Annotated in this window: 11 protein-coding genes; 6 read left to right on the top strand and 5 right to left on the bottom strand. The window is 63.0% G+C overall.

The window, feature by feature from the left end:
- Positions 1-10: 10 nt before the first annotated feature.
- The 3 genes from ppx to G4923_RS01350 form a co-directional block, all read right to left on the bottom strand.
- Positions 11-1,501, bottom strand: a complete 1,491-nt coding sequence (ppx, locus tag G4923_RS01360) for an exopolyphosphatase (RefSeq protein ID WP_163135141.1) — start codon at positions 1,499-1,501, stop codon at positions 11-13.
- Complete coding sequence (gene ppk1, locus G4923_RS01355) at positions 1,491-3,560, bottom strand: polyphosphate kinase 1 (protein ID WP_106886365.1); 2,070 nt, start codon at positions 3,558-3,560, stop codon at positions 1,491-1,493. The genes ppx and ppk1 overlap by 11 nt, the downstream gene beginning before the upstream one ends.
- A gap of 76 nt (positions 3,561-3,636) precedes the next feature.
- The gene (locus G4923_RS01350; protein WP_106886366.1) at positions 3,637-4,149 is read right to left on the bottom strand and encodes a glycine cleavage system transcriptional repressor; all 513 of its coding nucleotides are present in this window, start codon (positions 4,147-4,149) and stop codon (positions 3,637-3,639) included.
- Positions 4,150-4,406: 257 nt separating this feature from the next.
- On the opposite strand from G4923_RS01350, the gene G4923_RS01345 reads away from it, so the two are divergent.
- From G4923_RS01345 to G4923_RS01325, 5 genes are all read left to right on the top strand, one after another.
- A complete protein-coding gene (locus G4923_RS01345; protein WP_106886367.1) occupies positions 4,407-5,255 on the top strand; it encodes a DUF2726 domain-containing protein in 849 nt (282 codons plus the stop codon).
- 254 nt (positions 5,256-5,509) lie between these two features.
- Positions 5,510-6,931 carry a sigma-54 dependent transcriptional regulator gene (locus tag G4923_RS01340; protein ID WP_162627173.1) on the top strand — a complete coding sequence of 474 codons (1,422 nt, stop codon included), beginning with the start codon at positions 5,510-5,512 and terminating at the stop codon, positions 6,929-6,931.
- 105 nt (positions 6,932-7,036) lie between these two features.
- A complete protein-coding gene (locus tag G4923_RS01335; protein WP_163135139.1) occupies positions 7,037-8,071 on the top strand; it encodes a sensor histidine kinase in 1,035 nt (344 codons plus the stop codon).
- A gap of 55 nt (positions 8,072-8,126) precedes the next feature.
- Positions 8,127-9,461 (top strand): sigma-54-dependent transcriptional regulator, encoded by a 1,335-nt coding sequence (locus G4923_RS01330; protein ID WP_163135137.1) that lies wholly within the window; start codon positions 8,127-8,129, stop codon positions 9,459-9,461.
- A gap of 142 nt (positions 9,462-9,603) precedes the next feature.
- A complete protein-coding gene (locus tag G4923_RS01325; RefSeq protein WP_163135135.1) occupies positions 9,604-10,365 on the top strand; it encodes a Nif3-like dinuclear metal center hexameric protein in 762 nt (253 codons plus the stop codon).
- A 118-nt stretch (positions 10,366-10,483) separates the two neighbouring features.
- Here the strand turns inward: G4923_RS01325 and purN are convergent, their stop codons facing one another.
- Together purN and purM are read right to left on the bottom strand one after the other, a co-directional pair.
- Positions 10,484-11,122 (bottom strand): phosphoribosylglycinamide formyltransferase, encoded by a 639-nt coding sequence (gene purN, locus G4923_RS01320; protein WP_163135127.1) that lies wholly within the window; start codon positions 11,120-11,122, stop codon positions 10,484-10,486.
- Between the two features lie 8 nt (positions 11,123-11,130).
- Positions 11,131-12,168, bottom strand: a complete 1,038-nt coding sequence (gene purM / locus G4923_RS01315) for a phosphoribosylformylglycinamidine cyclo-ligase (protein ID WP_163135125.1) — start codon at positions 12,166-12,168, stop codon at positions 11,131-11,133.
- Positions 12,169-12,343: 175 nt separating this feature from the next.
- On the opposite strand from purM, the gene upp reads away from it, so the two are divergent.
- On the top strand, positions 12,344-12,970 hold the full coding sequence (gene upp / locus G4923_RS01310; RefSeq protein WP_005302745.1) for a uracil phosphoribosyltransferase: 627 nt from the start codon (positions 12,344-12,346) through the stop codon (positions 12,968-12,970).
- Positions 12,971-13,016 lie beyond the last annotated feature (46 nt).

The raw sequence follows: 13,016 nt of genomic DNA, 5'->3' as shown, positions 1-13,016 counted from the left end.
AGGTGAACGATCACCCGAGCTGGAACAGCAGGGGCCAGCCCTGCTCCTGGCAATAGCGGTGCTCCTTCTCCAGGTTCTGGATCAGCAGGCGGTTCTCCTCGCACCAGTCGGTTGGCAGGGTGACCACCAGCTGATCCCCGGCGGCCTGCACTCGCCACTCTGGCAGCAGGTTGTCCTGGCGCCTGTGGTGGGCGGCCACCGCGAGGCGCAGAATGCGGATGCAGCGCAGCACCGTCTGCTCGTCGTGGTTGGGCAGGGCGGGCAGCTCGGAGAGCTTGAGCCCCTTGCGCTGGAAGCGTACCAGGGCGGCCAGCAGGGCCTGATCGTCCTGGTTGAAGCCGGGCAAATCCGTGTTCTGCAGAATGTAGGCGGAGTGGCGATGGATGCCGCTGTAGTTGATGGCCAGACCAATCTCGTGCAGCCGCGCCGCCCAGCCGAGGATGGCGCGATAGGGCTCGATGGGCATCTCCCAGGGATCGCTCAGGGCATCGAACAGGGCCAGCACGCTCTGCTCCACCCGGGTGGCCTGGCGTTTGTCGATGTGGTAGTGGGAGCTGAGGGCCAGGGCGGTGCGCTCGCGAATGTCGTGGTGCTGCAGCCGCTCCTCGAACTCATAGAGCAGCCCCTCGCGCAGGGCGCCGTCGGAGTACTCCATCCGATCGATGGGCAATGAGGTGAAGAGCCCGAGCAGTATGGCCACGGCGGCGGCAAAGACCCCCTGGCGCTCCTCGGTGAGGCCGGCGAGTTTGAGCTGGTCGACCCGCTTGTGCCTGAGCATCTCCTCTTTCAGCCGCTCCAGTCCCGCTAGCGTGATGGCGCCATCCGTCCACTCTTCCCCCTGCAAGACGTCGCGCACTGTGCGAATGGAGCCCGAGCTGCCGAGGCAGCTCTGCCAGCCCAGCTTGCGGTATTGGTTGATGATGGGGGCGAGCTGGTGCTGCGCCTCCAGCACGGCGCTGTTGAAGGCCTTCTCGCTCAGCTTGCCATTGCCAAAGAAGCTCTGGGTGAAGCTGACGCAGCCCATCTTGCGGCTGGTGAGGGCCTTGTGTTCGAAGCCCTCGCCTATGATGAGTTCGGTGCTGCCGCCGCCGATGTCCACCACCAGCACCTGGCCTTCGATGTGCTGGGTATGGGCGACCCCCTGATAGATGAGGCGCGCCTCTTCCTGGCCGCTGATGATCTCGATCGGATGATTCAAAACCTCGGCCGCCTCGCGCACGAAGTCGCGGGCGTTGCTGGCGCGGCGCAGGGTGTAGGTGCCGGCGATGCGGATCTGATCCGGCTTGATGTTGGTCAGCCGCTCGGCGAACAGGGCGAGGCAGTCGAGCCCCCGGGCCATGGCTTCCGACGACATGCGGCGCTGTTCATCCATCCCTTCGGCGAGGCGAACCCGCTCCTTGATGCGATCGACGATCTGCATCCGCCCCTCGTTGAGGCGGGCGATGACCATGTGGAAGCTGTTCGACCCCAGATCGACAGCGGCGTACAGACTATTGTCCATTGTTTGACTCGATACGTTTGAGATAGTCGTAAATCGCAACCTGGGAGCGAATCTTGCGGCGGTTGCCCCGCTTCACGTATTCGTTCTTCTGGTCCGCATCGATGACGCGCGCCTTGCAGGTGTCGCTCAGCTGCAGTTCGAGGATGTCCAGGATGCGTTGTTTCAGCCGATCGTCGTAGATGGGGGTGCCCACCTCGATCCGGCCATCGATGTTTCGGCTCATCCAGTCTGCGCTGGAGATGAACAGCTGGGGGTTGCCCTTGTTGTGGAACACCATCACCCGCGGGTGCTCGAGGAAGCGGTCTATGATGCTGATGACCTGGATGTTGTCACTGAGGCCAGGCACCCCGGGACGCAGGGCGCACATGCCGCGGATGATCATCTGGATGGGCACCCCGGCCTGACCGGCGGCATAGAGGCGGTTGATGAGGTCTCTGTCCACCAGGTTGTTGATCTTGAGCGTGATGCCACTGGGCTGGCCCGCCTTGGCGTTGGCCAGCTCGCTGTCGATGAGACGATAGAGCTGGCGGCGGCTGTTGATGGGGGAGACCAGCAGGTGGTTGAATTTGTAGCGTTTATAGGGGTACTCGATGTATTCGAACACCCCCTCCACCTCGGCTGTGATGTCTGGGTGGCGGGTCAGCAGGGAGAAGTCGGTGTAGATCTTGGCGGTCTTCTCGTTGAAGTTGCCGGTGCCGATATGGGCGTAGCGCACCGCCTCGCCATTTTCGTGGCGGGTGATGAGGCAGAGCTTGGAGTGGATCTTGAGGCTGGGCACCCCGAACACCACCTTGACCCCGGCATCGGTCAGGATGTTGGCCCAGTCGATGTTGGCCGCCTCGTCGAAACGGGCGCGCAGCTCCACCACCACTGTTACCTTCTTGCCGTTGTTGGCGGCGTCGATGAGGGAGTGGATGATCCGCGACTTCTTGGCGACCCGGTAGATATTGATGCGAATGGCGCTCACCGCCGGATCGAACGCCGCCTGGCGCACCAGCTCGGTGAAGTGGTGGAACTTGTGATAGGGGTAGTAGAGCAGTATGTCCTGCTTGGTGATGGCGTCGAAGGCGTTGACGAAACCGTCGAAATCGCGGCAATCGAGGGCCGGCAGCTTGGGGTTTTCCAGATAGTCCCGGCCCACGTTGGGGAAGCCGATGAAATCCTTGAAGTTGTGATAGCGCCCACCCGGCATGATGGCGTCGTAGGAGCTGATCTGCAGCTTGAGTTTCAGGAAGCTAATCATGGCCGCGGGCATCTCCCGCTCGTAGACGAAGCGCACCGGCATGGCGGTGAGGCGCTGCTTGAGGCCATCACTCATCTTGTCCACCAGGCTGAGGTCCAGCTGGTCTGAGAGATCGTATTCGGCATCCCGGGTCAGCTTGACCGCATAGGCCGCTATCTCGTCGTAGTCGAAGAAGCCCTTGAAGATCTCGTCGAGACAGAAGCGGATGACGTTGTCCAGGATGATGATCTGCTTCTTGCGGCGGGTCCCCTCCGGCGGCAGCTGGAAGAAGCGGGGCAGATCGTCGGTCGGCACCTCCACCAGGGCGTACTGGATCACCTGGCCGTTCTTCTTCATCTCGATGGCGAGATAGGTGTGCTCGTCTTTGAGGAACTTGACCGGGTTGACCTCCTTGTTGAGGAGGATGGGGATGATGTGGCGCAGCACCTTCTCCCTGAAGAAGACCCGCAGCCACTGCTGGATCGACTCGGAAAGCTGGTTCTCGTTGACCAGGAAGATGTTGTGGCGGGCCAGGGCGATCAGCAACTCCTTGTAGGTGTTGTCAAACGCCTCGCCGAGCGCCATCACCTTCTGCTGGATGGCGCGCAGCAACACCTTGGCCTCGTCATCGCCACCGTGCACCTCGTTGATGAGGATGCGGCGCTTGACGTCCGAGACCCGTACCTTGAAGAACTCATCCTGGTTGGAGGAGAAGATCCCCAGAAAACGGACCCGCTCGATGAGGGGGACCGTCTTGTCCATTGCCTCTTGCAACACCCGTTCATTGAATGAGAGCCAGCTAAGCTCTTTCTCTTCATACTGCTTGTCGGTGCTCATCTGGTGCCTCTGTACTCAGGTTGCGTCTGCGCGGAAGTTATGGCGTCAAACCATGACAAATTTATGACAACCCGCGTTATTCGGTCAGATCGTGATCGATGTCGACCACCAGATCGTCGGAGAGGGACTCCAGCGCCGTGATCAGATCGTCGAGTTCGAGCTGGGGCGGCAGGGCCACCAGGGCATGGGCATAGAAGAGCGGAGCCCCGGAGTGGGGGGCCGGCTCGCACCCCGTGGTGAGGTCGGCGACGTTGATGTTGAGCTGGCGCAGTATGCTGGCCACCTCGTGGACTATGCCGGGCCTGTCGTTGCCGGTGACGCTCAGCATCAGCTGATGGGCGGGCTCGGGGCTGAGCTGGCCTTCGGCGAAGCTCACGGTGAGACCCGGCAGCATCACCAGTGCCTCGCACAGGCTGCGGTAGTGTTCGTCCGGCACGGCGACGTGCAGGATGCCGGCAAACTGCCCCGCCAGTTCGCTCATGGAGCTGGCCAGCCAGTTGCCCTGCTGCCGGGTGATGGTGTCGGCCAGGCTCTCGACTATGCCGGGCTTGTCTGCGCCGATCACGGTGACGACCAATTGCTTTTGCATCCTGCTCTCCTTGAATGGGACTGCCTGGGGTCGGTTGACGTCTGGCTGCGACTCTGTGCGCCGAAACGTCCATAGGCTCTAGCATTGTGCCTGCTGCGACAGGCCATATGAAGCCCGCCCCACGCAAATTTAGTGAAAAAACGCGAATGCCGGAGCAGCGGTGATTTCAGCTCTGCCTGCCGGGGTTCCCCCGTGGTAGAGTGTTGCCCCTTCGTGTTTGATGAACTGGATATGTCTTGTGAACGGGGTATGTGTTTATGAATAGCCTTGTCGTATCGGGATCCGTGTTGTTGGTGCTGCTCCTGCTGGTGATCCTCTGGCGCAGGAGCAAGAGGGGCAAGGCCGAGCCCTATGAGCTGCAGGAGACCCTGTTCAGTCCGGCGGAGCGCGCCTTCCTCGGGGTGCTGGACTTGGCGGTCGGCGACCAGGCCCGGGTCTTTGCCAAGGTCAGGGTGGCGGACGTGCTGACCCCCCAGGCACGCCTGGGCAAGGGCAAGTGGCAGCAGGCGTTCGACATGATCAGCGCCAAGCGCTTTGACTATCTGCTCTGCCACCCGACGGATCTCTCCTTCCTCTGCGCCGTTGAACTCGATGACAGCGCCCATCGCCACCAGAAACGCAAGGTGCGGGATCTCTTGCTGAAGTCCGCCTGTGACAGCGCCGGCCTGCCGCTGCTGCAGATCCCGGCCAGCAGCCATTATCAGGTCGACGAGCTGCGCGAGCAGTTGCTGCCCCTGCTGATCAAGACGAGCCTTCCGGTGGAGGATCTGTTGCCGGGGGAGCGCCGCGAGCCGACCTTCAACCCCTTGCTGCTCGATGGTGTGGACTTGAGTGCCCCCCACCACGGGGGGCGTATGCCCAGGGCGCCACAGGCCGAGCCGCCCCAGCTTGACGAGCAGGAGCCGGTGCTGATGGACAATCCCTTCATCGGCCCGGACGAGGAAGAGGAGGACGCCTCCACCTCGGCGCCCCACTGCCCCCGCTGCGCGGCGCCCCTGGTGGCGCGGGAAGCGAAAAAGGGTCCCCATGCCGGCCGCCTGTTCCTGGCCTGCAGCCGTTTCCCCGAGTGCCGTTACGCCGCCCCCCAGGAGCAGGCCAGGCACTGATCCCCTCTCTGGCGCCGGCTGCGGTCGGCGCCTTGCACCTCCTGCACCGCGTTCCACTCCGTCCCAGGGCGTCTGGCCGACAGAGGCTGTCTGAGTGTGATCCCCATCCCGGTCGGATCGCGCTGATCGCGACAAGTTTTGACAAACCGCCAGAATTTTGGCACTTTGTGCCCTCTGCAACACAGTGCATAGCTCAATATCATAAGCACTTAAAAAACAATAACTTGGCGTCAGGTGTGTAAGGAAGATAAATTATGATGGCTATGGGGGTGTTGATCGTTGATGCCGATGAACAGCGGCGTCAGCAACTGGGTACCGTGCTCTCCTTCATGGGGATCCCCTGGCAGGAGGTGGTGGAAGCCGATCTCGATGTGGCCATCGAATCCTCCGGCCCGCTGCAAGGGATACTGACGGGCAAGCTGCTGGAGCGCTCCCTCGGCGAGCTGCTGGCCGCCTTCCCCCGCATCCCCTTCCTCTCCCTGATGCAGGCCGATCACCCCAACAGCAACTTCATCGGTGGCAGCGACGAGCCCTATACCTATGAGTCCCTGACACGTCACCTGCACTTCTGTCAGGCCTTCATCTCCCTCCATCCCCGTCAGCAGGTGCACGACAAGGGCCAGACCCTGTTGCGACTGCTGGTGGGCAAGGGGCGGGGGATCCAGGAGGTGCGCCGCCTCATAGGCCAGGTGGCACAGACAGACGCCAATGTGCTGATCCTGGGGGAATCCGGGACCGGCAAGGAGGTGGTGGCCCGCGCCATCCACGAACTCTCTGCCCGCAGCGCCGGCCCCTTCGTGCCCATCAACTGCGGCGCCATTCCGGCGGAGCTCCTGGAGAGCGAGCTGTTCGGCCACGAGAAGGGGGCCTTCACCGGCGCCATCGCCGCCCGTCGCGGCCGCTTCGAGCTGGCCCAGGGGGGCACCTTGTTCCTCGACGAGATCGGCGACATGCCGCTGCCGATGCAGGTCAAGCTGCTGCGGGTGCTGCAGGAGCGATTGTTCGACAGGGTCGGGGGCGGCAAGCCCATCCAGGCCGATGTGCGCATCATAGCGGCGACCCACAGGGATCTGGAGGCGATGATCCGTACCCAGGGTTTTCGCGAGGATCTCTACTATCGCCTCAACGTCTTCCCCATAGAGACGCCGCCCCTGCGCGAGCGCTGCGACGACATCCCCCTGCTGCTGCAGGAGCTGCTCAACCGCCATGCGGAGCAGCACAGGGGGATCATCCGCCTGACCCAGCGGGCCATGGAATCCCTGATGCAGTACCCCTGGCCTGGCAACGTGCGGGAGCTGTCGAACCTCATCGAGCGGTTGCTGATCCTCTACCCGAACCAGATCATCGACGTGGCGGACTTGCCAGGTCGCTACCGTCTGCTGCCAAGCGAGCCCAGGGACGAGCGGCTCACCGAGATGGACGAGCGGGATGCCCTGGCCGCCGTGTTCCAGACGCCTCCCGTGCTGGATCCCGGCCTGGCCGCGCCGCTGCCCATGCAGTTGCCCCAGGAGGGGCTCAATCTCAAGGAGATGCTGGCGGATCTCGAGGTGGAGCTGATCCGTCAGGCCCTGGAATCCCAGGACGGGGTGGTGGCCCGGGCCGCCGACCTGCTGAGCATGCGCCGCACCACCCTGGTTGAGAAGATGAAAAAATACGGCATGAGCAAGGACAACTGAGGTCAATGCTTTGACGGCCAGAGTCAAGGTATTGATATATAACCAGTAATTTACTGGCATGGAAATTGAATAAGCTGACCCAATCGCCAGTTTGAGGTCAGCTTTATGACAATCTCGCAGCAGGACAATCCGCTCCAGTCACACGAAGTGAGTCAGCTTTATGCCATCTTCACGGCACTGCCGACCGGCGTGCTGCTGCTCGATGGGGAGGGGCGGATCACCCGCGCCAACCCGGCCGCCCTGACCCTGCTGGGGGAACCGCTGGAGGGGCAGGCCTGGCGCCAGATCATCGCCCGCTGCTTCCAGCCCAGGGAAGACGATGGCCACGAGATCTCCCTGCGCGATGGGCGCCGGGTGCAACTCTCCACCCAGCCGCTGCCGGATCAGCCCGGCCAGCTGGTGTTCATCACGGATCTCACCGAGACGCGCCAGTTGCAGGACAGGGTCAACCACATGAAACGGTTGTCGGCCCTGGGCAACATGGCGGCCTCCCTGGCACACCAGATCCGCACCCCCCTCTCCGCCGCCATGCTCTATGCGGCCAACCTCGCGAATCGCACCCTGAAACCGGAATCCCGCACCCAGTTCCAGCAAAAATTGATGGCCCGATTGCAGGATCTCGAGAAGCAGATCAACGACATACTGCTGTTTGCCCGCAACGGCGACAACCAGGTGGTGGCCCCGGTCTCGGTACAGGGGCTGCTGGCGGAGGTGCAGGCCGGTGCCGAGGCCTTCTGCCAGCAGCAGGGCTGTGCGCTGCACATGGAGGCGCCTGAGCCGGATCTCTGCCTGCTCGCCAACAGCAGCGCCCTGGCCGGTGCCATCAACAACCTGATCGCCAACGCCAGACAGGCCGGGGCCGATTCGCTCTTGGTGAGCGCGGTGCGCAGCGGCAACCGGGTGGAGATGCGCATCCTCGACAACGGCAAGGGGATGCCTGCCCAGTTGCTCAGCCAGATCTTCGAACCCTTCTTCACCACCCGCTCCCAGGGCACAGGCCTCGGGCTTGCCGTGGTGCAATCCGTGGTGCGTGCCCATCAGGGTGAGGTCAGCGTGGCCTCGGTCCCCGGAGAAGGGACCTGTTTTACCCTGTCGTTCCCCCTGCATCAGCAAGCGGTGCAGCTTGGAGGTGTAGCATGAATCCCATCTTGTCCCTGTGGTGCAAGGCCTGCGGGCCGGTCGTTGGAGGTGTGGCATGACCCAGGCCCGCATTCTGGTGGTGGAAGACGACAACGGTCTGCGCGAGGCGCTGGTGGATACCCTGCTGCTCGGCGGTTACGAGTGCCGCGAGGCGGACAGCGGCGAGCGGGCCCTGCTGGCGCTCTCTCGCCAGCGCTTTGACATGGTGATCTCCGACATTCAGATGGGAGGCATGGACGGCCTCACCCTACTGGCCAACATCCGCCAGCAATATCCCCAGGTGCCGGTGCTCCTGATGACGGCCTACGCCAACATCGACGGGGCCGTGCGCGCCATGCGGGAAGGGGCCATCGACTATCTGGCCAAGCCCTTCTCCCCCGAGGTGCTGCTCAATCAGGTCAGCCGCTATGTGCCGGCCCAGAAGGTGGAGAAGCGCGCCGTGGTGTATGGGGATCCCAAGACCGCCGAGCTGTTCCAGCTGGCGACCCGGGTCGCCCGAAGCGAGGCCACCGTCATGGTGACAGGCCCGAGCGGGACGGGCAAAGAGGTGCTGGCTCGCTACATCCACGACCACTCCAGTCGCGCCGAGCAGGCCTTCGTCGCCATCAACTGCGCCGCCATCCCGGAAAACATGCTGGAGGCGACCCTGTTCGGCTACGAGAAGGGGGCCTTCACCGGCGCCGTGCAGGGGTGCCCGGGCAAGTTCGAGCAGGCCCAGGGGGGCACCCTGCTGCTCGACGAGATCACCGAGATGGATCTGGGGCTGCAGGCCAAGCTGCTGCGGGTATTGCAGGAGAAAGAGGTGGAGCGGCTCGGCAGCCGCAAGATGATCCCGCTGGATGTGCGGGTCATCGCCACCAGCAACCGGGATCTGAAAAAAGCAGTGCAGGATGGCCTGTTTCGCGAGGATCTCTACTACCGCCTCAACGTCTTCCCCCTGCGCTGGACCTCCCTCTGGGAGCGGCCCGGCGACATACTGCCGCTGGCGGAGCACCTGCTGGCGCTCCATGCCAGTCAGCAGGGGCTGCCGACGCCGCAGCTGGCCGATGAGGCGCGCGAGCGCCTGCTGGCCCACCCCTGGCCCGGCAACGTGCGCGAGCTGGACAACGTGGTGCAGCGGGCCCTGATCCTCTGCCCCGAGGGGCTCATAGGTTGCGAGCATCTGATCCTGGAGGAGACGGACGAGGAGCTGGTGCGCCCCCTCGAGCGTCTGTCGGGGGAGGGGCTCGGCGGCGAGCTCAAGCAGCAGGAGCACCAGATCATCCTGGACACCCTGCAGGAGTGCAACGGCAGCCGCAAGGAGGTGGCCGACAAGCTCGGCATCAGCCCGCGCACCCTGCGCTACAAGCTGGCCCAGATGCGTGACGCCGGCATAGAGCTGCCCGCCTAGCCCCTGTTGCCGGTGTCATGGCCTTGCCGGCCCGGCTCGATTATCATGGGGCCCTCGGCATCATGAGCCTGGGCCCCGTTGTCACTGCAGACAAGAGTCTGATCGCAGACAAGGGGGAGCAGCGCCTTTACAAGGGACTCCTATGATCTCTCATCGCAAACTGGAAACCGTGCTCAATCACCTGCTCGAGCCTCACGCCATCAAGGACTACTGTCCCAACGGGCTGCAGGTGGAGGGGCGCGAGCGCATCCGCCGGGTGGTCACCGGTGTCACCGCCAGCCAGGCCCTGATCGATGCGGCCGTGGCCCTGGATGCCGATGCCATCCTGGTCCATCACGGCTACTTCTGGAGCGGGGAACCGCCCCAGATCACCGGCATGAAGCAGCGCCGTCTCAAGACCCTGCTGACCCACGACATCAACCTCTTCGCCTACCACCTGCCGCTGGACGTGCACCCCGAGGTGGGCAACAACGCCCAGCTCGCCAGGCTGCTCGGCATCAAGGTGCGCCGAGGCCTGGAGCCCTGGAACAGCAAGAGCGTGGCCATGGTGGGCAAGCTGGAAACCCCCATGAGCGGGCCTGACTTTGCCAGGCTGATTGCCGATCGCCTCGGCCGCGAGCCACTCCACAGCGGCGACAGCGGCCCCGAGCTCATCAGCTCGGTGGCCTGGTGCACCGGCGGTGGCCAGAGCTACATCAATCAGGCGGCCGAGCAGGGCATAGACGCCTTCATCTCGGGGGAAGCCTCGGAGCAGACCATACACACGGCCCGGGAGATGGGGATGCACTTCTACGCCGCCGGCCACCACGCCACCGAGCGCTACGGCGTCAAGGCGTTGGGGGAGTGGCTTGCCACAGTACATGGCCTGGATGTGACCTTTATCGATATCGACAATCCGGTGTAAGTTCGATTGGCCGCGTGGCGGCGTCATCGGACATGACTGCAGTCATGGCGTTGATATGTAGAAATGACAAGGGAGGCCTAAGCCTCCCTTGTTACATTTTGCATGCAGCGAGTAGCGGTTACTCGCTGGCATAGCCCGCGGGGCCGAGTTCGGCGCCATCCAAGAGGGCGGCGCCCTCCTGCATCTTGAGGCGTCCCTCGCAGAACCACTGCACCACCAGGGGGTAGATGCTGTGCTCCTGGGCCTGGACCCGGGCCGCCACCTCGTCGGCACTGTCACCTTCGAAGATGGGGACGCGAGCCTGCAGGATCACCGGGCCACCGTCCAGCTCTTCGGTCACGAAGTGGACGCTGGCACCGTGCTCGCTGTCCCCCGCCTCGATGGCGCGCTGGTGGGTGTGCAGGCCCTGGTATTTCGGCAGCAACGAGGGGTGGATGTTGATCATCCTTCCCGCGAAGTGACGCACCAGATCGGCACTCAGGATCCGCATAAAGCCGGCCAGCACCACCAGATCCGGCTGATAGTCCGCCATCAGCGCCAGCAGGGCGGCGTCATACTCGGCCCGGCTGGCAAACTGCTGCTGGGCCAGGATGGCGGTGTCCACCCCGGCTTCCCTGGCGCGTACCAGCCCATAGGCATCGGCCCTGTTGCTGATGACGCCGACCACATCACCGGCAATCTTGCCGCTGGCGCAGTGGTCGAGAAGGGTCTGCAGGTTGCTGCCGTTGCCGGAGATCAGCACCAGGATCCGTTTCATAGGGGAGGTCATTTTATGATGACTTGTTCTTCGCCATCGGCCGCCTTGGCGATATGGCCTATGTGCCAGGCGTTCTCGCCTTCGACCTTGAGCAGGGCCAGCGCCTTGTCCAGCTGATCCGCCGGCAGGGCGATGATCATGCCGACGCCGCAGTTGAAGGTGCGGTACATCTCGTGACGGGTGACGTTGCCGGCCTGCTGCAGCCAGCTGAACACCGCCGGCCACTGCCAGCTCTGCTCGTCGATGACCGCCTGGGTATTGGCGGGCAGCACGCGGGGGATGTTCTCCCAGAAGCCGCCACCTGTGATGTGGGACAGGGCGTGGATCTCGCACTCCTTGATGAGCTTGAGTACCGGTTTGACGTAGATGCGGGTCGGCTCCAGCAGGGCGTTGGCCAGGGTGGTCTCACCCAGCGGCTGATGCACGTCGGCCTGGGAGACCTCCAGGATCTTGCGCACCAGGGAGAAACCGTTGGAGTGGGGGCCGCTCGCGGCCAGGGCGATCAGGGCATCCCCTTCGCCGACCTTGCTGCCGTCGATGATCTCGCTCTTCTCCACCACACCGACACAGAAACCGGCGATGTCGTAGTCTTCCCCTTCATACATGCCTGGCATCTCGGCGGTCTCGCCGCCCACCAGGGCGCAACCGGACTGCTCGCAGCCTGCACCTATGCCGGTGACCACGGCGGCGGCGGTGTCCACATCCAGCTTGCCGGTGGCATAGTAGTCGAGGAAGAACAGGGGTTCGGCGCCTTGCACGATGAGGTCATTGACGCACATGGCCACCAGATCGATGCCCACAGTGTCGTGCTTCTTCAGGTCGATGGCCAGACGCAGCTTGGTGCCCACACCGTCGGTACCGGATACCAGTACCGGCTCCTTGTAGCCAGCAGGGATTTGACACAGGGCCCCAAAGCCGCCAAGACCACCAAGGACTTCAGGACGACGAGTGCGCTTTGACACGCCCTTGATACGTTCAACCAGTGCATTGCCGGCATCGATATCTACGCCAGCATCCTTGTAGCTCAGTGAGGTTTTGTCAGTCACGCGTATTCCCCGTCATATAGAGAAGTGGAGGGTAAAATTCGGGGCGTATTCTACCAGTGGGCGGGTAAAAGCAGAAAGAAAATCGTTTGCGCGTTTTTACGTGGAAAAGCTCTACAAGCCGTGGCTTTTGTTGTATGATTCCGCGATTTTTTGGCGCCGGTTCGAGGAGATAATAATGAAAGTCGTTGAAGTCAAACACCCCCTGGTCAAGCACAAGATCGGCCTGATGCGCGAAGGCGACATCAGCACCAAGCGTTTCCGTGAACTGGCCAAGGAAGTGGGCAGTCTGTTGACCTATGAAGCGACCTCTGACTTCGAAACCGAGAAAGTTACCATCGATGGTTGGAACGGGCCAGTGGAAGTTGACCAGATCAAGGGCAAGAAGGTCACAGTCGTGCCCATACTGCGCGCCGGTCTTGGCATGATGGATGGCGTGCTCGAGCACATGCCGAGTGCCCGTGTCAGCGTGGTCGGCATCTACCGAGATGAAGAGACCCTGCAGCCGGTTCCCTATTTCGAGAAGATCGTCAGCAACATCGAAGAGCGTCTGGCCCTGGTCATAGACCCCATGCTGGCCACCGGCGGCTCCATGATAGCCACCATAGATCTGCTGAAGAAGAAGGGCTGCCAGTCCATCAAGGTGCTGGTGCTGGTTGCCGCCCCGGAAGGGATCAAGGCGCTGGAAGCCGCTCACCCCGACGTGGAGCTGTTCTGCGCCTCCATCGACCAGGGGCTGAACGAGAAGGGCTACATAGTCCCGGGTCTGGGGGATGCCGGTGACAAGATCTTCGGCACCAAGTAACCCCTGACGTCATAGCCGCTCTCTCTCTGGGCGCAAACGGAGCCGG

The sequence above is a fragment of the Aeromonas rivipollensis genome (assembly GCF_010974825.1).
GTDB classification, from domain to species: Bacteria; Pseudomonadota; Gammaproteobacteria; order Enterobacterales; family Aeromonadaceae; genus Aeromonas; species Aeromonas rivipollensis.
Note: the sequence above shows the minus strand (reverse complement) of the source record. Positions and strands in the feature narration are given on the sequence as shown.

Bases quoted from the DNA above. Each gene is read 5' to 3' on its own strand.
- ppx (WP_163135141.1), bottom strand. From the start codon at position 1,501: ATGGACAATAGTCTGTACGCCGCTGTCGATCTGGGGTCGAACAGCTTC.
- ppk1 (WP_106886365.1), bottom strand. From the start codon at position 3,560: ATGAGCACCGACAAGCAGTATGAAGAGAAAGAGCTTAGCTGGCTCTCA.
- G4923_RS01350 (WP_106886366.1), bottom strand. From the start codon at position 4,149: ATGCAAAAGCAATTGGTCGTCACCGTGATCGGCGCAGACAAGCCCGGC.
- G4923_RS01345 (WP_106886367.1), top strand. From the start codon at position 4,407: ATGAATAGCCTTGTCGTATCGGGATCCGTGTTGTTGGTGCTGCTCCTG.
- G4923_RS01340 (WP_162627173.1), top strand. From the start codon at position 5,510: ATGATGGCTATGGGGGTGTTGATCGTTGATGCCGATGAACAGCGGCGT.
- G4923_RS01335 (WP_163135139.1), top strand. From the start codon at position 7,037: ATGACAATCTCGCAGCAGGACAATCCGCTCCAGTCACACGAAGTGAGT.
- G4923_RS01330 (WP_163135137.1), top strand. From the start codon at position 8,127: ATGACCCAGGCCCGCATTCTGGTGGTGGAAGACGACAACGGTCTGCGC.
- G4923_RS01325 (WP_163135135.1), top strand. From the start codon at position 9,604: ATGATCTCTCATCGCAAACTGGAAACCGTGCTCAATCACCTGCTCGAG.
- purN (WP_163135127.1), bottom strand. From the start codon at position 11,122: ATGAAACGGATCCTGGTGCTGATCTCCGGCAACGGCAGCAACCTGCAG.
- upp (WP_005302745.1), top strand. From the start codon at position 12,344: ATGAAAGTCGTTGAAGTCAAACACCCCCTGGTCAAGCACAAGATCGGC.